Source organism: Bacteroidales bacterium MB20-C3-3, assembly GCA_035609245.1.
GTDB lineage: Bacteria > Bacteroidota > Bacteroidia > Bacteroidales > UBA932 > Bact-08.
The window spans coordinates 1,231,805-1,252,489 of the sequence record CP141202.1 but is presented as its reverse complement, the minus strand read 5'-3'; the positions used below and the strand labels follow the sequence as shown (position 1 = coordinate 1,252,489).

The window sequence follows — 20,685 nt, the reverse complement described above, 5'->3', positions numbered from 1 at the left end:
TACTAACTAAACTTAATTATGAAAAAAAACAAAGGGTATAAAAATTTGTTTGTTTTCTTTTTATTGTACGCCCTGATTCTGTGTACCGGACAGTTGTCTGCACAGACACAGAGGGAAGTATACAATGTAAAGCTAAACAATGTTACTTTTAAAGAGGCGATGGTTCAGATAACATCGCAGAGTAATTACTTCTTTGTCTACGAAGATCTGGACATTGTAAAAATTCCTAAAATAACTAAGGAGTTCAGATCAAGTACAATCAGCCAGATTATGGATGGGTGTCTTGAGGGGACAGGGCTTACCTTTAGCATAGACAAGAAGGTAATCTACATAAAAAAGATTACTGAGAAAGCCACCCCCTCAAAAGATCAGAAAAAACCAGATGAAAAGATTGATTCACTCTTTGTTTACGGCAAAATTACCGATTTAAACAATGAGCCATTACCTGGTGCATCTGTAGAAATAAAAGGAGAGAAAGGAAAAGGGGTAATTTCTGACTTTGATGGTAATTATAAAATCAGGGTAGAGGATATTGCAAAGCAAAATACTCTTGTTTTTAATTTTTTGGGGATGAGACCTCAGGAGATAGCAATTAACGGGCAGCGATTTATTAATGTAGCTCTCAGGGAGGCGGAAAATGAACTGGAGCAGATTGTAGTAGTGGGTTATGGTGTAACAAGAAAGAAAGATATAGCAGGATCTATTGAAAACATTACTGCAGAATCTCTTGCAAAAACAAACAGCTCAAATTTTCAAAGGGCACTACAGGGAAAGATGTCCGGAGTTCAAATTACCTCTACTTCCGGTATCCCGGGTTCGTCATTCTCAATCAATATCAGGGGGCGCGGTTCAATAAATGCCGATACACAGCCTCTCTATATTATTGATGGTGTACAGGTAACAAACGGAGCACAGACAACAAATATTTTAACCAATGCAGATGTCCTTGCCGGCCTTAATCCTGAGGATATCGAGTCTATAAGCGTGCTGAAGGATGGTGCATCGGCCTCAATATACGGAGCACAGGCAGCAAACGGAGTAGTAATAATAACAACCAAGAAGGGAGCTTCAGGTAAAACCAAGGTATCGGTTACAGCTACAGCAGGTGTTCAGGATATTATCCGCAGGGTTCCTCTTCTCAATGGTAAGCAGTGGGCCGAATTTGCCCTGCTTGAGTACAAAAATTATGATGAGTACAATGGTACTAACATGTACAATGAGAAGCTGGATCTTTTTAAAAGCTTTGGATGGGGAGATGACGGATACTCAAATGCACCAACCACAAACTGGTATGATGAAATATTCAGAAGAGCCCTGGTACAGAATTATCAGGTAAGCCTTTCTGGAGGAGGTGATAACACAAAGTTTTATACCTCACTGGGATATAACAAAACAGATGGTATAATTAAACACACAGGCTTCAGCAGAGTCTCCGGGAGGCTTAATCTTAGCCACACAATAACTCAGTGGCTTACTTTTAATACTAATAATACATTCAGTGGGACTACTCACAATCAGTCATCAACAGTAGGTGCAGCAAACCCCTCCAGGACTGCAATGTTTTTGTTACCGGGAGTTTCGCCCAGAGATTCTGAGGGAAATTACTACTCAGATTTGCAGTATGGTTATTTTCTGTATAATATTCCACAAATGCTTGAACTTAATGAGTATATAGGCAAGACTAATAATCTGATCTCGGCAAATGACTTGACTTTCAAAATTCTTAAAGGACTTGAATTTAAAAGTAGTTATAACCTGGATCTTACCTGGCTAAATGAGCACCAGTTCAGTGATCCCCGGACAAGACTCGGTTCAAGGGTTAACGGAGCCATTATTGCAAACTCATCTGATGTGAATAAATTCCAGTCTGAGCAGGTCCTTACTTATAACACTACAATAAAAGATATACACAGAATAAGTGCAGTTGCCGGATTCTCTTACAGCAGCTATAAATATCATATGATTGGAGCAGAGGCCAATGGTGTTTCCAGCCCTGATCTTACTCTTCTGAGCAGCGCTGCCACACCAATTTCCACAATGGAGGAGTACTCTGAATGGAAGATGGCAGGATTCTTTGGACGGGCAAGCTACACTTTTAAAGACAAATATATTCTCACAGGCACAATCAGGTATGATGGTTCATCTCGCTTTGGTGCCGATAATAAATGGGGAACATTCCCATCGGTATCCTTTGCCTGGAGAATGAAGGAGGAGAAGTTCCTTAAAGATGTTGAGTGGCTTAATGACCTTAAACTTAGAGCAAGTTACGGTATAACCGGAAACGCCAGTATTGGAAACTATGTATCACAGCGACTCTATGATGCAAATTCATCTTATAACGGATCATCCGGGATTATTCCTTCATCCATAGGTAACCCTAAACTTACATGGGAGAAGAAACACTCAAAGAATGTGGGGCTGACTGCGGGCATTTTTGGTGGCAGGATAAGTGCTAATGTTGACATGTATATGGATGACACAAAAGATCTGCTCTATTACAGGATAATACCTCAGACAACAGGTTTTAGCATTATTCCATCAAATATGGGCGGTGTTAGAAATCAAGGGATAGATATTCAGCTGAATACTGTCAATATTGATGGGGAGAATTTCAAGTGGGAAACCTCTTTCAACATCTCTCTTGCAAAGAACTTTATTACTGAATTACAGGATGGTCTTGAGGAGCTTGGTCAGTACAAGGTGGGTAAGCCTATTACTGCAGAATATGTATATCAGTGGGCAGGAGTAAACAGCTCTGATGGCCGTCCGATGTATTATGATAAAGATGGATATATTACCTATAATCCAACACTTGAAGACAGAGTCTGGACAAAAGGTCTTGATCCAACATTCTTTGGAGGTATGGAAAATACTATCTCCTGGAAAAACTTCACACTCTCTTTCTTTTTCCAGTTTCAGAGGGGTGCCCTCAAATACTGGAGTGACAAAGCTGTGTTAATAGGGCAAGCTGCAGACAACAACCTTCTTGCAGATATCTATAACTCGTACTGGAGAAAGCCTGGCGATAATACCTGGGTGCCAAGGCCTGTAATTGATGGTTTATATCCGGGAAATCCAATGAAGTATGATAATAATAGTGATCCCTCAATGAGTCTTATTTACGAATCTACGGACTTTATTAAATTAAAAAATATAAACCTAAGCTATAACATACCTCAGAAACTTGTTAAAAAGCTGAGAATATCAGATGCTCAGATATATGCAAATGCATACAATGTATGGACAACAACTCCGTATCAGGGCTATGACCCTGAATCTGTGGGTTCAGACAGAGGGCTCTATCCTCAGTCAAAGAGTTTAAGTATAGGTATTAAGATTAACTTTTAATCAATCCGGATATGAAAAAAATAAATTTAATTATTGTCACAATATTTGTGCTCTTTGCAAACTCATCTTGCGATTCAATGCTTGATGTGAGTACAAAGCACGCATTGCCGCAAGATAAAATCAAAACTGTAACCGGTTGTGAAAGTTTAATAATAGGTGTATATGACCAGCTACAAGATGGATACTATGCCGGAAGAGATCTGATATGTATTCCGGATGTTCTGGGTGATAATACACAGCTCTCTCCCGGAGCTACAAGCTATTCGGGCCAGTATAACTTTAAGCCAAATTACAATCTGGATATATGGGAAATTGCATATAAGCAGATAGGTGCGTTGAATGAGGCCATTTACTATTTATCACAACTTGACCAAACAGCAAAGGTTAAATCCCTTACAGGAGAAGCACTGTTTCTGAGAGCTTACAACTACTTTAATTTAAGTATTATATATAGTAGAGTTCCCGGAAAACTGGTTGAGAATTTTAATCTTTGTGTTCCACTACTTACAGAACCATTCTTTAACGAGGGAGGAAGTATTACTGAACAGGCCTCTGTTCCAAGGGCAACAGTGGATGTTGTATGGACACAGATTGTAAAGGATCTTAACGACTCTTATACTCTGCTGAATAACAATGACGGATCAAATTTCCCTTACAGAGTATCTGCTCTGGCAGTAAAAGCTTTTCAATCCAGGGTATATCTTTATAAGGGGGAGTGGGATAATGCAATAGCTGCAGCAAGTACAACAATCACAAATTCAAAGGTTAAATTGTACAATGGTCTCTATACAGATATTTTTTCAAAAGGGACAGAATCAATCTGGCAACTTCATTATACAATAACTGAAAATTTAAAATCAATATCCCTTCACTCTACTTATGGGACAATGGATAATGGATTTAGGGATGAGGAGGGATTTGGTGATGGGACAGGACCGGGAGATGCTCAACTTTCAGTTTCCCCTGACTTTATAAATATTATAGATAAGGATAATGACAAGAGGTTTGGTGCACTTAGAAAAGTTCACTATTACGGACAGGATTTGTGGTGGACAACCAAGTTTAACAGCTGGGGTGGTGCATTTGGATTGGACGATGTCCCATTAATCAGAATATCTGAAATTTATCTTAACAGGGCAGAGGCTTATGCACACATGAAAAATTACACACAGGCCCGTAATGATATTAATGCATTGAGAAACATTAGAGGGCTGGATGATACAGATGTTGCAAACTCAGAGCTGATAAATGAAATTTTGCTTCAAAGAAGGATAGAACTGGCTTTTGAAGGACACCGGTTTTTTGACATGAAGAGGCTTGGGCTACCAATTTCAAGACCTAACGGGCTTCCTGAGATACCTTACGCAGATTATCGGGTTGTTGCCCCTATTGGAGCAACTGAAATGGATGTAAACAAAAAATTAGTTAACAACCCAGGATATTAAAATTATGAAAAACTTACTATACATCAATTTTGTAATCCTCTTATCCTTGTTGCTGAGCGGGTGTGAAAAAGAGGACAGAACTTATCAGGGACCTCAGTACTACGAATTCAGTGCATTTGAAAACAGACAGGGTACTGTGAGCAATATTCTTCAAAAGGAGAACAACAGAGTGGGTCTGGATTCTATCTGTATTCAGCTGATTAAAACATCCACAGGAAATGTGACCGTAAACTATGAAATTGTTCAGAAACTCTATTATCTGACAGATAAAGATAATTATGTTGAAGAGGTACCGGCCGGTACAGATATCTCAGTAGTTGATACTGTCTTCTCAACGGCAGTTCATGGTCAGGACTTTGTAATAGTTACAGGAAACAACTCTTCATTTACTCCAGGTACAATGAAAGGTTCACTCACGATACCAAAGGGAGAATATTTTGGGTATATTCAGGTTAATATGCTTAAGAAGACAGGCAAGAATTTTTATGTTGTGCTTAAAGATTCACCTGACACAAAAGCAAACAAACCAACCTCAATTTTGAATTATAAGATTTCTCCAGATAAGATTTACTACTTTACAGAGAGATTCCTCACTGAAATCCCTGACACCTGGACTCTGATAGACAAAGATGGAGATGGTTATAACTGGGAGTACTACAAGAGCCACGCTACATCTGATTCATACAGAAGCGGTGGGGTGGGTGCCCTCACACCGGAGAACTATCTGGTATCACCTCTTATTAACATTGGAAGTACAATGGATAAAGTGATGCTGACATTTGATATTTCGGCAGGTGATGAAGATTATCCTGAAGAGAACTACAGAGTAGTGATTTCGGAATCTCCTATAACATTAGCAAATTGTCGTGAGGCAACAATATTAAGAGACTGGACAGAACTGGATGCAAGCTATGCATCAGATAAAACAGAGACAATCGATATAACTCAGTACAAAGGGAAGAGTGTATATATTGCTTTTGTTCACGGAAACTGCACAGATTGTTACTATATACGACTGGCTAATGTAAATGTATTTGGATTGTAAATCAGTATAAAAATCACATACAAATGGTATTAGACGAAAGGCTCAAACACATTTTCATTGAATTAACATCAATTGATGCTGTTTCAGGGAAAGAGGCTCCTGTTGCTGAATATATTAATAAGTTCATAGGAAATTTTGGGTTAAAGGGTTTTGCAGATGGAGCCAGCGACCTGTCAAATGGAAATTCGGGCAATATGATTGTTGAAATTCTTGGTGGTGGAGAGCATTTACTTGTGGCTCATATGGACACGCCAAGATCTACTGCCCGCCTTAATCATCAGTTTCATCAGGACAGAATTACTTCAGATGGGACCACTCCTCTAGGAGTTGATGACCGAGGGGGCCTTTCGTCTATTCTTTTTGCCCTTGAAAGGGCAGTAAGGGACGGGAATTTAAAGCCCTGCACACTTCTCTTTACGGTATGTGAAGAGACAACTCTTGCCGGGTCAATATATTACAAACCGGCTCCAGCTGTGAAATATGGATTTGTATTTGACTCCTATTTGTCTCCGGGTAATTTTGTATCAGAGACATGCGGTGCAATAAATTTTGAACTTGTGGTGAGGGGAGTCTCTGCTCATGCAGGAATATCTCCTGAAAAGGGGGTAAACGCAATTAAAATAGCAGCCGAAGCAATGGCCGGATTCCCTTTTGGGAGGATAGATGAAGTAACTACCGCAAATATTGGAATAGTTAAAGGTGGAACCGGGACAAATGTTGTATGCGATGAAGTTCATATGACAGGTGAGATAAGAACAGATTTTACTCATCATGGAGAGGAGATTATGGCAAAGGTCATAAGCGACTTCAATAAGGTATGTGAAAAATATGGAGGTAAGCTTGAGTCAAAACACTTCTGGGATTTTTTACCATACTCTGTCAAAGAGGATGACAAACCATACACTCATTTTTTAAAAATCGCAAAGAGACTCGGCCTCAACCCGTCACCAAAAAAATCAATGGGTGGAAGCGATGCTAACTCTCTAAATGTAAAGGGTATAAAAACAATCAATTTGGGAGTAGGGGCACAAAACCCGCACGGGAATGATGAGTTCATTCTTTATAAGGACCTAAAAATGGCATCAGAGATTGCCTATCAATTATTAACGACTGAAATAGAATAAATTATGAAAAATAGAACACTCTTTATTGCAATAATTATATTATTGCACATGGTAGCTTGTAGCCAGAATCCACAAACAGAACTTAAATATGAGGCAGAAAAGATAGATTCAAAAGGCACACTTGTTATTGAGGGGGGTGGAGACAGAATAGAGGTTATTTTAAAAACGATTATTGAGTACAGCGGAGGAGTGAATTCCAAAGTATTGGTTGTACCATTTGCAAGTGGCGTAGCTGAGGAGACGGGGATAAAACAGAGTGAAGAGTTCCGTGTTCTGGGCTGTAAATCTGCTGACTACATCTTTTGTGAAAAAGACAGCATTGATTCACCCTCAAGTCTTGCAAAACTGGATGGGGTTACGGCAATCTTTTTTTCCGGTGGGGATCAGGTTATTTTAAGTGCTTATCTGGAGGGGACTAAATTTCTTGAGAAAATCAGGGAGATATACAAGAACGGAGGGGTTGTAAGCGGAACAAGTGCAGGAGCAGCAATAATGAGCAGAGTAATGCTCACTGGTGAACAGAGAAGTGACACAACCAACTCTCAGATATTTAACACAATTGAGAAAGGAGATGTTATTACTGCAAAAGGTTTTGGTTTTCTTGACAATATTGTAGTTGACCAGCATTTCCTAAAGAGAAAGAGGCAGATCAGACTTATCTCAGTCCTGATGGATAATCCGGGCTTAAGAGGAATAGGAATTGACGAAGAGACTGCAATTGTTGTAAAATCTGATAATACAATTGAGGTAATAGGAGATAACAAGGCTATGCTGTTTGAACCTTATAGTGCAGTAAACGGCAGCGGAGATCTCTCCAGCTTCAAACTCACTATATTAAATCCCGGAGATATTTATAAGCTTTAATTCCTGATATAATGGCTCGGCTGTCAAAAATACCGCATACATTCGTTATAATCTTTTCATTAATAATTTTTTGCGGGATACTCTCCTGGTTTGTTCCGGCCGGAGAGTTTCAGTATGAAAAGAGAGAGGTAAACGGAGTAACCAGAGATGTAATAGTAAACGATTCATACAGAGAGGTGGATTCATCTCCCCAGACCTGGCAAATTTTTGGATCGCTGCTGGAGGGGTTTAAAAAACAGGCGGGTATAATTGCTTTTGTCCTGATAATCGGAGGTGCTTTCCAGATAATGAACAGCAGCAAGGCAATTGACTTTGGTATACTATCATTTCTTGAAAAAACCGGTACTCTCGAAAAACGGAGACTTCTGAAAAAAATAGGTGTGAATAATCTGGTAATAGTCTTTTCAATGCTCATATTCAGTCTCTTTGGAGCAATTTTTGGAATGAGTGAAGAGACCCTTGCTTTTGTTATTATTTTTGTGCCACTGGCTATATCTATGGGGTACGACTCAATCACCGGTATTCTTATGGTATATGTAGCAGCTCACATTGGTTTCTCGGGAGCCATAATCAATCCGTTTACCATAGGAATTGCCCAGGGGTTGTCCGGCCTTCAGCTCTTCTCAGGATTTGAATACAGGCTTGTCGTATGGATGATACTTACTTCACTGATATTAGCAATTACACTGGTTTATGCAGCAAGGGTGAAGAAAAATCCAAGGCTCTCGCCAATGTATGAGCTGGATGCATACTGGAGGGAGAGAGAATCTGAAGCCGTGAAGGTGGATTTTTCACAGAAGACTCCACTATCTGCCTGGATTATGTACATAATGGTTACTGCTGTTTTGGGGATATTCTCGTATCTCCATCCAAAAACTACTATCAGCCTGGGAGGGGCAGACATAACATTTGTTGCTCTTCCAATTCTTGCAACCCTTTTTGCGGTAACCGGTTTCTATACACTTAGAAAGTCATATCTCTTCTTTATTCTCAACATACTTGCATTTACAATAATATTCCTTGTGATTGGGGTACTTGGATACGGATGGTATCTGACAGAGATTTCGGCACTATTCCTTGCAATGGGTATTATATCCGGCTTTGCGATGGGAGCGGGAGCAAATGGTATTGCAAAAGAGTTCATAGCAGGTGCTAAGGATATCCTTACCGCAGCTCTTATAGTTGGTCTGGCAGGTGGTATTATTGAGGTGCTTACTGCCGGAAAGATAATGGATACTATTCTTTACTCTCTCTCTTCAACAATGGAGGGTACAGGGAAGGGTGCCACTGTCTCAATAATGTATTTCATACAGACCTGTATTAATATATTTATACCATCCGGATCTGCAAAGGCGGCGCTTACGATGCCTATAATGGCACCCTTTTCTGATGTAATTGGTCTCTCAAGACAGGCTACGGTTATGGCTTTCCAGTTTGGAGACGGCTTTACAAATATGATTACACCTACATCTGCGGTTCTGATTGGTGCACTGGGTATTGCAAAAATACCATACGAAGTGTGGATCAAATGGTTCTGGAAGATCTTGCTATTCCTGATGATTGTAGGACTTCTTCTTCTTCTGCCTACGGTTTATATGCAACTTAATGGATTTTAAACAGAAAAATACAAATGATTAAGAGAACAATACTTCTGGCTGCGACATTAGTATATATGACCCTATCGGGTCAGCCAACCTCTTACAGACAGCTTAGAGAGGCAGCCCGGATACTTACAGAACAGTCCGGTCTGGTGAAGATGGAAACAATTGGCACCTCTGTTCAGGGGAGAGAGATTACTGCCCTCTTTTTTTCAAAGTCAGGCTTTGGCACAGATCAAACCAAAATCAAGGTGTTGATTCATGCTCAGCAACATGGTAACGAACAGTCGGGGAAGGAGGGAGCCCTTATGCTTGCCAAAGAGCTTATTAAGGATAACTATTCTTATTTTTTTGAGAAGATAGATCTTGTTATTGTACCTCAAGTTAATCCGGATGGTTCGGAAAAGAATGAAAGAAGAAATTCAAACGGGATGGATCTGAACAGGAATCACCTTATAATGACGGAGCCTGAAGTCATTGCACTTCACAAACTGTTTGACAAATACCTTTTTGAAGTCACTCTGGATGCTCATGAATACTCCCCTTACGGAGAGTCATGGGAAAAGGCCGGATTCAGAAAAAACTCAGACATCCTGCTGGGGATTAATACAAACCCTCAGATCCCCGCCTATATCAGGGATTTACAAAGAGAGAGGTTTTGGCCTTTCTGGTATAACTCCGTAAAAAACCAAGGTGTCTCTGCAGGGATGTACAGCCCGGGAGGGCCGCCGGAGGATGATTATATCCGCTACAGCACATTTGATATTAACGACGGGAGGCAGAGTTTTGGTATTCAGAATACCTTCTCATTTATACAGGAGGGGATGAATGGCAAAGATAACTATGTTGAGAACCTCTCTCACAGATCCTATTCACAGTTTTGCGGAATGATGACCCTTTTAAACTTTGTATATGAAAACGGGGCTGAAATGAAACAAATTGTAAAGGAGGAGAGGAGCAGACTTTTATCTCCAAAAGAGGGTGAGAAAGTTGCTCTTCAAATGGACCATTTCTCTGATGGCAGTACTCTTGAACTCCCTGTTCTTTCGTACAAAACAGGCAAGGATTCGGTGGTTATTGTAAAAAACTTCAGACCTGTAGTTAAGACTACTCTATCGGTTGAAAAACCTGTTGGTTATCTGATTCCTGTTTCTAATACACTTTTAGTTGATTGGATTAACAGACAGGGTTTAGCTGTTTCTGTAATTTCCAATGATAAAGAGTACAGATTTGAGAAGATAAGAATTGTGTCAGTGGATTCAACAGACTTTGAGGGGGATATTATTCCTTTCCCGCAGATCTCTTCCTCTCCTTTTGAGGCCGGAATCCAGATTAATAATTACCTGTATGTACCAACAGCCCAGTTAAAGGGGAACTTGCTTGTAATAGCAATGGAACCCCAGTCAGAGCTAGGTTTGGCTACATACAGGGAGTTTGAATTATTAATGAATAGAGAATCGGATTACCCAGTAATAAGAGTAAGAAAAAAATGAAAATAGAGAGGATAGAAATCAGGCATACCCGGATGGAGCTTGTAACTCCGTTTACTACATCTATGGGTACCGAGTATGATGAGGAGCATATAATGGTTCGTATAGACGGGGATGGTTTTACCGGATGGGGGGAGAGTGTTGCCGAAGGGACCCCTTTCTACTCATACGAGACAGTGACAACTGCCTGGCACATAATGAGAGATTTTCTAATTCCGGAATTGTTGGGTAAAGAGTTCCAAAGCGTAGGTGAGGCAATTGCTCTGTACGACAGGGTAAGGGGGCATATGATGGCCAAGGCGGGGATAGAGTCGGCCTTGTGGGACCTGCTGGCCAAAACCAAAGGGGTATCTCTCTCCAAACTTCTGGGTGGTACAAGGGATAAAATTGATGTAGGGGTAAGCATAGGTATTCAGGAATCTGAGGTTGCTCTTTTACATAAAATTGAGGGCTATCTTAAGGAGGGTTACAAAAGGGTTAAAATTAAAATTGCACCCGGGCAGGACATCAATTTGGTTAAGGCTGTTCGCAGAGAGTTTCCGGATATAATGTTTCAGGTGGATGCAAATTCGGCATATTCACTGGATGATATATCCCTGTTTAAAAAGATGGATGAGTACAATCTTTCACTAATAGAGCAGCCGCTGGGGTATGATGACATATACGACCACTCAAAACTTCAGAAAGAGGTTAAAACCTCAATTTGTCTGGATGAGAGTATTCACTCTCTGGATGATACGAGGGCTGCCATTGAGCTGAAAAGTTGCAGAATAATAAATATTAAGCCGGGGAGAGTGGGTGGATTTACTGAATCCAGAAAGATTCATGACTATTGTCTCTCTATGGGTATTCCGGTGTGGCACGGAGGTATGCTGGAGTCAGGAATCGGCAGGGCCGGAAATGTAGCTCTTGCATCTCTTCCCGGATTCATTCTGCCCGGAGATATTTCGGCAAGCAAAAAGTACTATAAGGAGGATATTGTAGATCCCGCTTTTACCGTTAATGCCGATGGGACAATGGATGTTCCGCAGGGTCCGGGAATAGGTGTGGAGGTTAATGAGAAAAGACTGGAGAAAGTAACTGTCAGAAAAGAGGTATTTATCTAAAAAATATCTATATTGCAATGACTTAACCTTTACCTGCATTTTACTGATGTTTTATTTAAATACTTTCGCTATGAAATGTAGGGTAATTGTGCTTTGTCTATTTGTTTTGTATTCAGCCTCTTGTGCAAAAGGGCCAAAGCCCGGGGAGGAGAATGAGAATACTCAACCGGCGCCGGTTATTGAGCTTACACCCGGAGAGGCCAGGGTCGCATCTTCCGGAAATTCTATTGCTTTTAAGTTACTCGGGATGATAGAGGAGGAGGGTAATTTTATGATCTCTCCCCTCAGCCTCAATTTTGCGATGGCAATGGCCTGGAATGGTGCAGCAGGTAATACTGCGGGACAGATTCAGAAAGCACTTGGATTTCCGCAGGAATCTCCATTTGATGTTAATCTCTATTTCAAAAAATTATCTGCTTCTCTCCCCTCTGCAGATCCTTCAAGTCTGTTATTTATAGCAAATTCAGTCTGGTACAAGAGTGATTTTCCTGTAAAAGAGGGTTTTCTTCAGATTAACAAACAGTGGTTTAACGCCTTAGTAACACCTCTCGATTTTTCTAAAGAGCAGGAGAGTCTCAAGGCAATAAATGAGTGGTGCTCAAAAAACACAGATAAGAAAATTGATAAAATTCTGGATCAGATCAAACCCAATGAGGTTATGTTTCTGGTTAATGCGCTATATTTCAAGGCTCCATGGAAAACTAAGTTTGACCCCAAGTCCACGCTCCCTTTGAAGTTTAATCTTGATGGCGGAGGTAGCGTAGATGTGCCGGCCATGTATAAGAGGTTTAAGGTAGAATACAATAATGGAGAAAAATATCGCGCTGTAACACTTCCGTTTGGCAACGGGGCTTTTAAAATGACAATTATTCTTCCGGGGGAGGAGCTTGGTGTTGCCGATCTATATGCGGAGCTGGCTACTGCCGGGGCTTGGGAGAATATTACTGAGAAAAGCGATTCAGCTCAGTTGGGAATCTACCTCCCCAAATTCAAATTCAGCACAACTCTGGAATTTAACGATAAGTTAAAAATGCTTGGTATTACTGATGCATTTGACGGCAATGCTAACTTTAGTAATATTGCTGATTATCCTCAAGGTGATTTAAGAATCTCCAAAGTGCTGCAAAAGACCGTTATTGAGATTAATGAGGAGGGTGGTGAAGCTGCAGCCGTAACTTCTGTAGGCTTTGATCTAACATCAGTAAATCCTGACAGGGACTTCCGGGCAAATAAACCATTTCTCTTTGTAATCTGGGAGCAATCCACAGGAACTATTCTCTTTGCCGGCAAGGTAGAGAATCCGTTAAAATAATTATAAAAAATAAGAATGAGGTATTTGAGATTTTTATTCTTGGTGACTCTCTTCGCGCTCTCAACCAATCATCTAAAAGCACAGAGATTTGACAAGGAGATTCAGGAGTCTGTTATTCTAAGCACAAAATTTACAAAGGATATGGTCTGGGATGTCCAGCGGTTTCCGGTAAATCCCATCGAAGGCAGAAAGTGGGAGCTTACCCGCCTGAAACCTCCCTACGATGTCGATTCCGGATCAGAGATAAACTGGGGCCCGTACAATGATCGCTATCTGATGTTTGTTTTGCGCGAGGAGAGGTCAGATGTTCCGGGATCATTGTATGAAGAGAAGAGCCGGAGGAGATATTCTCTCTTGTTAAACCTGTATAATCCTGATGGCCGTCTCGTAAAAATGGTTTCACGCCGGGGCAACCTGCTGGGATTTGGTAAGGAGGGTTTTGTATACGAGCAGGAGGGACGGTTTGGTACTTACTTTTCTGTTTTGCCGTTAAGGGAGGGTGACGCTGTCGTTTACAGGCCGGAGCTGGCAAAAGCTACCCTTTTATCTGACATAATTAATGTGCAAAGAGAGGAGTTTAACGATTTAAAGTTGACTACACATATATTCAGAGAGGAGGGCTCCCGTTTTCTTAAAAACGCTATCCAAAAGGCTTTTTACGGAGAGTTTCAGGTTGCGGACTGGAATGACCTTAAAGCATTAAAAGACATTGATAAGTGGGTCTCTTACAGAAAGTTAAAAGATGGTCAGACCTTTATGGTTACAAGAAATGGTAAGTATACGTACGGAGATGACAGGCAATATTTTGTTCTCTACTCTTCCGGTGGCAGACCTCCTGCAGGGTTCCTTGTGCACGACAGAATATCAAACAAGCTTTTTCTTGGTTCCTGGTTTGGTGAGCCGAGGCAAGTCCTGATAAAGGAGCGTCGCAAAGACTAACCTAAAAAGAAAATGAAAATTAACATTATTGGTGGTGGTATTTCAGGTTTGTCTCTTGGCTGTTTTTTACAGATGAGAGGGTTCGAGACTCAGATTTTCGAGAAACACTCTCTTCCCGGTGGCCTTTGTGCCAGCTGGAAAAGGGGGGAGTTCACCTTTGATGGTTGTCTCCACTGGATTCTGGGTTCGGACTCAGGGAGTCCCTTTTACAAACTCTGGAGTGAAATGCTTGACATGAAATCAATTGAGTTTGTACACCATGATGTGAGGGTTGCGGTTGAACTAAAAGTTAATGCTGATAAGTATGGCAGTAAGGTTTTTCAATTGTACACAAATATAGACAGACTTGAAGCATATCTACTTGACATAGCACCTGAAGACAAAATGCTGATAAAAAGCTTGGTAAAGTTGATCAGGGTGATACAGCGTTATGAACTCCCGCCCATGATTGAGAATATCCCTCAGTTGCAGCCGCTCAAGCAGAAGATGGGTATGATTAAATATCTGCCTTTTGTCTTTAGTTATCTGAGATGGAAGAATGAAACTAATTTTTCTTTTGCACGAAAGTTTAAGAATCCATTTCTAAAAGAGGCATTTGAACTCCTTTTTGATGGTGACGAGGTTAATCTTATGGTCATGGCAATGCCACAGGCATTTTTTGATAAAAAAAGTGCCGGCTATCCCATAGGAGGATCGGCAAAATTTGCTGAGAGGGTTGCCGATAAATACAAATCAATGGGAGGTACAATACGCTTTAATTCTCAGATAGAAAAAATAATTGTAGAACACGATATAGCAAAAGGGTTAATTCTTAAAGATGGCACATCTGTTTATTCAGACATTACTATCTCTGCTGCAGACTGGCACTATACTGTATTTAACGCTCTTGAGGGGAAATACGTAAATGACACTCTTATAAGGCTGGCTGAACTTAAAAAACTGGAGGTTTACCCTGCTATAATGCTTGTCTCTTTAGGTGTTTCAAGAGACTTTAAAGAGTTTCCACACTTTTTCAGATTCCCGGTTGAGCAAGAGTACACCTCTCCTGACGGGACTGTTTATAACAGGATTGAAGCTCATATTTACCACTACGATAAATCTTTAGCTCCAGAGGGGAAAACTGTTATTGCGATGAGTTTCTACACCAGAAACGGAGATTTCTGGATTAATCTTAGAGAGAGTAACCGAGAGGAGTACAAACGATGCAAAAACTCTTTTGCAACCGCTATGATTGACTATCTTGACAAAAAACTGGGAGGGGTGAGGGAAAGTATTGAGGAGATGGATGTCTCAACCCCGGCAACATATCACAGATATACAGGTAACTGGAAGGGGAGCGCTCAGGGATGGTTCCCCCCAAAAAACCTAATGGCGTCCTCTCCTGTAGGTGCAACACTGCCGGGTTTAAAGAACTTCTACTATACAAGTCACTGGTCAATTCCCGGAGGCGGATTACCATCGGCCTTAAAGAGTGCTCACGACCTGGCGCAGATAATAGAGATAAACTTTGTTGGTCAATCCTAATGCAACGATATTGCTGGTAAAATCATCTTATAACTATATGGTTATATTTATTTAAACTAATAGTTATGAAAACGAGGTTTTTGCTCTTTGCAGTGCTGGCAATAGGATTGTCATCGTGTGATTTAATCCCTGACGGAAAGATATGGGATATAGCTCCGGTTGTATATATTGTTGAGGTTACAAATGCCCGGGGAGTTGACCTTCTCAATCAGGACAATCAGAATGCCATTGACACAAGTTTAATAAAAGCGGTGTACAGAGGTGTAGAGTACAAGTGCACCAAAGATCCCTATACCGTTTCAACAAAAGCAATTATGCCTCGTTTTCATGGCCTTCAGTTAAGCAAATATTATCAGAGTAACACATTCGTTCTGAGGTTTGGGGAGCTGGAAGGGGCAACAAGTTATTCAAATGAGGAGCTAACCCTTTTATGGGGCGACGGCACATCAGACAAAATTAAATTCAACAGAAAGTTTCGCTGGAAAATTAACGGAGATCCTGATATCAGCGAAGAGTGGTTCCTGAACGGCACGAAAGTGTCCGGCAGAACTGTCAAGATTGTAAAATAGCTACAATCAGATTATTACCCTTATTGCCCCCTGAAAACCATAAGTGGCAAAAGGGGCATCTTCGTATTTTAACTCAGGAAATTTCCTGGCCATAATTTTAATAAGCTCAGACCTCAGGGTTCCCTTACCTGTACCATGAACAAAATCAATTCTTAGCCCTCTCCTGAATCTGTTTGCCTGCAATGTTCTTTCAAACACCTCAAGCTGATAAATTAATGAGTCTGCCGGAGCAAAGCTGCGATATGCTTTTGCTATTTTTTCAATATGGAGGTCAATAACTAAGGTTTGGTTTTTCACACTGCAAAATAACGAATTTTTATCGGGGTAAGAAAAAGCTTATATTTATATAAATATCAGAAAATGTACAGAAAAATCAAATACATATTAATAATATTTTTCACATTTCTAATGACATACTCATGTGATGAAAAGTTGATTATCCTTCCGGAAAAGGTTAAAATATCTGCCGATTTTGTTTCATTCGCAACACCCTCCGGAAGTCACTATTCAGGGGGCACTGCATCTCATACCATACAGATAAAAAACACGGGAAACGCAAGATGGAAATTCTGGATTGGGTGCAGCGTAAGGGACAAATCAGGAGCGTGGTATGATATACCTGTAGATACTGTCACCCTCAATCCTTTGGAAACATCAAAACAGATTGGTATGTCCTGGATAGTGCCTTCAGACATAATCATAGTCTCCGGGTCATATTTATCAAGAGCAGCAATATGGATATCAGACCCATCTCAGCCTGGAGCCGTTCAGCTTAGTATGGAGGAGATCTCAGAAGCATTTGAAGCGTTCAATTTTATAGATGATTTTAACAATCTGGATAATACCCGGTGGGTAGTAAGCCATAAATTATCACCGGGATTTGGCAGGTTTAACAGAGCAAATGTCTTTGTTGAAGCCGGGGTTCTTAATATAAAATTTCCCAAACTGACAAAAGATGGAGGAGAGATAAAGACGGTTGCTCCTGCTAAATATAAGTATGGCAGCTACCGGGCCTCTGTTAAAACACCAATGCAACTCCCCGGAACTTATACAACTATTTTTCTGTACGAAAGTGCCAATCTGGATGAAATAGATATAGAGATCTGGAACGATGGTTCCGGAAAAGTTGATTTTAACACTTGGGTAAAAGGTGTTCAGAAATTCAGTTCGCAAGTTGTTTTACCCTTCAATCCGGGTGAGCAATTTCATGAATACAGGATAGACTATTATCCGGATGAGGTTAGCTTCTGGGTTGATAACGTAAAATTAAAATCAACCGTTGATATTTCACAAATCCCCACAACCATAACAAATATCTATCTAAGCGGCTGGTGGCCCAAATGGATGACCGGAGAGGCTGCATCAACGGACAACCTTGCCCTGTACGAGTGGGTTAAATACTGAGTGATCTGGAGCTGATTGAACAGAACTAAAAAGAAATCACAGTCTGCTCCTCCATCATTGCATTCGTATATACAACAGGTGAGCTTGGTCCGGTTCCGGAATTGCCGGTTTTTGTATATTTTTTAATTACAAATGGCAGTCCGTTGGAGAAAAAGATATGAGGGCCGTCAGTTATCTGAAAGTGTAAATGAGGACCGGTGGAGTTCCCGGAATTACCTAAAAGTGCGATGGGGTCTCCCTCTTTTACAGTTTTCCCCTGAGTAACCATAAACTTATTTGGTACACAATGGGCGTAATATACATACCTGCTGTTACCGATATCCAGCACCAGATAGTTTCCTGCGTACTCATCCAGGTTTGCAAACTTAATATCGCGGGCATCTCCCCTGTTCTCAGGTCTGCCGTCAACAACTTTCAATACGGTACCGTTTGCGACAGCATAAAGGGTATCCTTGTAATTAAAATAGGACTCGTTGACTTTGGGGTCTCCATCAAGCATGTCATCCATCTCGTCATTCAACTTAATATTATCAAATGCAAATCTCTCTCCTCTCCATAGTTTCCTGTCTGTAAAAAACATAGTGAAAAAGTGATATTCATTTGTAGATTGATTTATGAACAACCAGTTATCTCCTTTAACCGGAGATGATATTGCAAGAGGGGCTTCGGTCAGTCGGGGCATAAATATTCCACCCTCAACTGTCAACTCTTTGTTTTTCACAGTGTCTCTGAATTTAAATTTGTGAAAAATTTTTGAAGGTGGAGTTTTATTTAACTCAACAGGTAACTGAATAGAGATGTAATAGTGTGACAACTTATCGAGCTCTATTAAACCGTTTGGAGTTAAAGGATCTTTATGAATCACAGGAAAACTCTCTTTCTCTATAGTCTGTAATGTGGCGTTTGTATTGTAATCCAATATCTCTATCTGCTGCAGTTTAAGCCCCTCCTTCTCCCACTCCCAGGCTCTTAACGTATATGGTATTCTTTTATACACATCGGTATTAAAGGGGATATCATTGATAACTACCTCTATATTCCTGTTGCCAACAGGATTAGGAACATTTGTGCAGCTTGCCAGGATATATATGACAAAAACAAAAAAGATACCCCTAGCTGTAAAGATATCCGAACCATTCTTATGATATCCGGGGTTAATTGAGGAATTGGAAATATGATTCATATATTTGAGAATGATTAAAATAGATTTATTAAATTTATTACAATTTCAGGTAATTTCCAAAAAAGATACTATCGGAGGCTTAATAGTATGGCGTATTATCAGCTGAAAATATTTGGGAAATTTTGAGGAATCTGGAGTTTATATTTAAGTTAAACTATTGATTAATGATATCCCGTATAGTGGTAAGTTAGTTAACGTCTCTTCTTCTCTGAAGTCAGACATTGATGTCCTTAAAGACAATTCGGGATGGAACTTATCTCTAAAACTCTTAAGCGATTTTGCTTTAAGATTTTCTTGGGCCTTTACCTCTATTGGTATAACTTTCCCTCCTGTCTGAATAAGAAAATCAATTTCGGCAATTCCCTGTTCAGAGCTCCAATAGTAAATTTCAATTCCAGTGGAACATTTTAATTGCTGAAGAACATATTGTTCAGTAAGCGCACCCTTATACTGGCCAAAAATTGTGTTCCCCTCAATTATAGTTTTAGCATCTAGTCCCGATTTTGCACCAAGTAGTCCAATATCTACCATAAACAACTTGAATGCTCCGATATCTACAAAGCCGTCTAATGGCAGGGAAGCATTGGAAACTCTGCTGATTTTGTGAATCAATCCGGCATCCTCAAGCCACATAATTGCAACTTCAAATTCCTTAGCTCTTCCTCCACTCTTTACTGCACCATAAATAAACTTGCGGTTCTCCTTTGCAAGCTGAGACGGAATAGAATTCCAAATCATCTTTATCCTTGGTACAATTTCAATTGGCGAATGTTTGGAGAAATCATTATTATATGATTCAAGTATTGAATTCTGAATTTCACGCACCTCATTGTAATCGTTATTTTGAATAAATGATTTGACTACCTCAGGCATTCCTCCAATATAATAATACTGCTTTAAAAGTTCAATGTAATTGCTTTTAAATGCTTTAGTCAACTCCCAGTCCCTCCTGTGCAAAGCGTCCAGCAGAGAATTCTTGCCCAATGCCACAATAAATTCCTCATATGAAAGAGGATATAACTCCAGAAAATCCACCTTTCCTACAGGGAAAGAGTCGTCCTTATGGATGGATAGCCCCAGTAGTGAGCCCGCTGCAATAATGTGATATTCCGGAGCATCTTCATAAAAATATTTCAATGATAGCAATCCTCGTTTAACAGATTGGATCTCGTCAAAAATAATAAGAGTTTCACCTGGTTTAGGAACAATACCTGTTATGAGCTGGACCGATCTTAAAATACGAGGGATATCAAAATCAGCTTCAAATAAATTAGCAAGTTGGGTGGCTTTCTCAAAATTGATATATGCTACAGATTCATATTCATTTTTGCCAAATTCTTTCATCAACCAGGTTTTTCCGACTTGCCTTGCTCCCTTTATTAAAAGGGGTTTCCGATTCTGTTTACTTTTCCATTTAAGTAATCCTTCGTATGCTATTCTTTTCATGTAATTGATGTTTAAGAAATGTAAATACAAATTACACAACGAAAATATTAAACATATCACATAAAAACAAATGAAAACATGTATAATCACACATTAATATAAACGAAAAAACTGTGAAATATGGATTATGGCGCAAATTGGTGCAAGTTCGTTGATGAAAAATATCCGAACCATTCCTGAGGGATTTGGAGTTGATTCAGAAGTTTGGATTGACAGGAGGTCTTGATTAGATATATCTAATGAAAGTGTCAAAAACAGGTAATACTATTAGATAAATCTAATAGAATT

General features: G+C 40.0%; 16 protein-coding genes. 13 read left to right on the top strand and 3 right to left on the bottom strand.

Annotated elements, in window-relative coordinates; all coding sequences use genetic code 11:
- The first annotated feature begins 18 nt into the window (after positions 1 to 18).
- From U5907_05670 to U5907_05615, 12 genes are all read left to right on the top strand, one after another.
- The gene (locus U5907_05670; GenBank protein ID WRQ32070.1) at positions 19 to 3,348 is read left to right on the top strand and encodes a TonB-dependent receptor; all 3,330 of its coding nucleotides are present in this window, start codon (positions 19 to 21) and stop codon (positions 3,346 to 3,348) included.
- An 11-nt stretch (positions 3,349 to 3,359) separates the two neighbouring features.
- Entirely contained in the window at positions 3,360 to 4,793 is a 1,434-nt protein-coding gene (locus tag U5907_05665) for a RagB/SusD family nutrient uptake outer membrane protein (GenBank protein WRQ32069.1), read from the top strand.
- Positions 4,794 to 4,797: 4 nt separating this feature from the next.
- Positions 4,798 to 5,838 (top strand): choice-of-anchor J domain-containing protein, encoded by a 1,041-nt coding sequence (locus U5907_05660; protein WRQ32068.1) that lies wholly within the window; start codon positions 4,798 to 4,800, stop codon positions 5,836 to 5,838.
- Positions 5,839 to 5,861: 23 nt separating this feature from the next.
- Complete coding sequence (locus U5907_05655; GenBank protein ID WRQ32067.1) at positions 5,862 to 6,962, top strand: M20/M25/M40 family metallo-hydrolase; 1,101 nt, start codon at positions 5,862 to 5,864, stop codon at positions 6,960 to 6,962.
- Positions 6,963 to 6,965: 3 nt separating this feature from the next.
- The gene (locus U5907_05650; protein ID WRQ32066.1) at positions 6,966 to 7,826 is read left to right on the top strand and encodes a cyanophycinase; all 861 of its coding nucleotides are present in this window, start codon (positions 6,966 to 6,968) and stop codon (positions 7,824 to 7,826) included.
- Between the two features lie 11 nt (positions 7,827 to 7,837).
- Positions 7,838 to 9,442: an AbgT family transporter gene (locus U5907_05645; protein ID WRQ32065.1), complete on the top strand. Its 1,605-nt coding sequence runs from the start codon at positions 7,838 to 7,840 to the stop codon at positions 9,440 to 9,442.
- A 14-nt stretch (positions 9,443 to 9,456) separates the two neighbouring features.
- Complete coding sequence (locus tag U5907_05640; GenBank protein ID WRQ32064.1) at positions 9,457 to 10,917, top strand: M14 family zinc carboxypeptidase; 1,461 nt, start codon at positions 9,457 to 9,459, stop codon at positions 10,915 to 10,917.
- On the top strand, positions 10,914 to 12,020 hold the full coding sequence (menC, locus tag U5907_05635) for an o-succinylbenzoate synthase (protein ID WRQ32063.1): 1,107 nt from the start codon (positions 10,914 to 10,916) through the stop codon (positions 12,018 to 12,020). Before U5907_05640 ends, menC begins: the two co-directional genes overlap by 4 nt.
- Positions 12,021 to 12,090: 70 nt before the next feature.
- The gene (locus U5907_05630) at positions 12,091 to 13,332 is read left to right on the top strand and encodes a serpin family protein (GenBank protein WRQ32062.1); all 1,242 of its coding nucleotides are present in this window, start codon (positions 12,091 to 12,093) and stop codon (positions 13,330 to 13,332) included.
- A gap of 15 nt (positions 13,333 to 13,347) precedes the next feature.
- Positions 13,348 to 14,271, top strand: a complete 924-nt coding sequence (locus tag U5907_05625; protein ID WRQ32061.1) for a hypothetical protein — start codon at positions 13,348 to 13,350, stop codon at positions 14,269 to 14,271.
- 12 nt (positions 14,272 to 14,283) lie between these two features.
- Positions 14,284 to 15,795 carry an NAD(P)/FAD-dependent oxidoreductase gene (locus tag U5907_05620; protein WRQ32060.1) on the top strand — a complete coding sequence of 504 codons (1,512 nt, stop codon included), beginning with the start codon at positions 14,284 to 14,286 and terminating at the stop codon, positions 15,793 to 15,795.
- 65 nt (positions 15,796 to 15,860) lie between these two features.
- A complete protein-coding gene (locus U5907_05615) occupies positions 15,861 to 16,364 on the top strand; it encodes a hypothetical protein (GenBank protein ID WRQ32059.1) in 504 nt (167 codons plus the stop codon).
- 6 nt (positions 16,365 to 16,370) lie between these two features.
- Here U5907_05615 and U5907_05610 read toward each other — a convergent pair whose 3' ends face one another.
- Positions 16,371 to 16,661 carry a hypothetical protein gene (locus U5907_05610; protein WRQ32058.1) on the bottom strand — a complete coding sequence of 97 codons (291 nt, stop codon included), beginning with the start codon at positions 16,659 to 16,661 and terminating at the stop codon, positions 16,371 to 16,373.
- 63 nt (positions 16,662 to 16,724) lie between these two features.
- Here U5907_05610 and U5907_05605 point away from each other — a divergent pair, with 63 nt between their 5' ends.
- Positions 16,725 to 17,768 (top strand): glycoside hydrolase family 16 protein, encoded by a 1,044-nt coding sequence (locus U5907_05605; protein ID WRQ32057.1) that lies wholly within the window; start codon positions 16,725 to 16,727, stop codon positions 17,766 to 17,768.
- A 25-nt stretch (positions 17,769 to 17,793) separates the two neighbouring features.
- On the opposite strand, the gene U5907_05600 is transcribed toward U5907_05605, so the two are convergent.
- Positions 17,794 to 18,951 carry a M23 family metallopeptidase gene (locus U5907_05600; GenBank protein WRQ32056.1) on the bottom strand — a complete coding sequence of 386 codons (1,158 nt, stop codon included), beginning with the start codon at positions 18,949 to 18,951 and terminating at the stop codon, positions 17,794 to 17,796.
- Positions 18,952 to 19,095: 144 nt separating this feature from the next.
- Positions 19,096 to 20,397: an ATP-binding protein gene (locus tag U5907_05595; protein ID WRQ32055.1), complete on the bottom strand. Its 1,302-nt coding sequence runs from the start codon at positions 20,395 to 20,397 to the stop codon at positions 19,096 to 19,098.
- Between the last annotated feature and the right edge of the window lie 288 nt (positions 20,398 to 20,685).

Bases quoted from the DNA above. Each gene is read 5' to 3' on its own strand.
- U5907_05670 (WRQ32070.1), top strand. From the start codon at position 19: ATGAAAAAAAACAAAGGGTATAAAAATTTGTTTGTTTTCTTTTTATTG.
- U5907_05665 (WRQ32069.1), top strand. From the start codon at position 3,360: ATGAAAAAAATAAATTTAATTATTGTCACAATATTTGTGCTCTTTGCA.
- U5907_05660 (WRQ32068.1), top strand. From the start codon at position 4,798: ATGAAAAACTTACTATACATCAATTTTGTAATCCTCTTATCCTTGTTG.
- U5907_05655 (WRQ32067.1), top strand. From the start codon at position 5,862: ATGGTATTAGACGAAAGGCTCAAACACATTTTCATTGAATTAACATCA.
- U5907_05650 (WRQ32066.1), top strand. From the start codon at position 6,966: ATGAAAAATAGAACACTCTTTATTGCAATAATTATATTATTGCACATG.
- U5907_05645 (WRQ32065.1), top strand. From the start codon at position 7,838: ATGGCTCGGCTGTCAAAAATACCGCATACATTCGTTATAATCTTTTCA.
- U5907_05640 (WRQ32064.1), top strand. From the start codon at position 9,457: ATGATTAAGAGAACAATACTTCTGGCTGCGACATTAGTATATATGACC.
- menC (WRQ32063.1), top strand. From the start codon at position 10,914: ATGAAAATAGAGAGGATAGAAATCAGGCATACCCGGATGGAGCTTGTA.
- U5907_05630 (WRQ32062.1), top strand. From the start codon at position 12,091: ATGAAATGTAGGGTAATTGTGCTTTGTCTATTTGTTTTGTATTCAGCC.
- U5907_05625 (WRQ32061.1), top strand. From the start codon at position 13,348: ATGAGGTATTTGAGATTTTTATTCTTGGTGACTCTCTTCGCGCTCTCA.
- U5907_05620 (WRQ32060.1), top strand. From the start codon at position 14,284: ATGAAAATTAACATTATTGGTGGTGGTATTTCAGGTTTGTCTCTTGGC.
- U5907_05615 (WRQ32059.1), top strand. From the start codon at position 15,861: ATGAAAACGAGGTTTTTGCTCTTTGCAGTGCTGGCAATAGGATTGTCA.
- U5907_05605 (WRQ32057.1), top strand. From the start codon at position 16,725: ATGTACAGAAAAATCAAATACATATTAATAATATTTTTCACATTTCTA.
- U5907_05600 (WRQ32056.1), bottom strand. From the start codon at position 18,951: ATGAATCATATTTCCAATTCCTCAATTAACCCCGGATATCATAAGAAT.
- U5907_05595 (WRQ32055.1), bottom strand. From the start codon at position 20,397: ATGAAAAGAATAGCATACGAAGGATTACTTAAATGGAAAAGTAAACAG.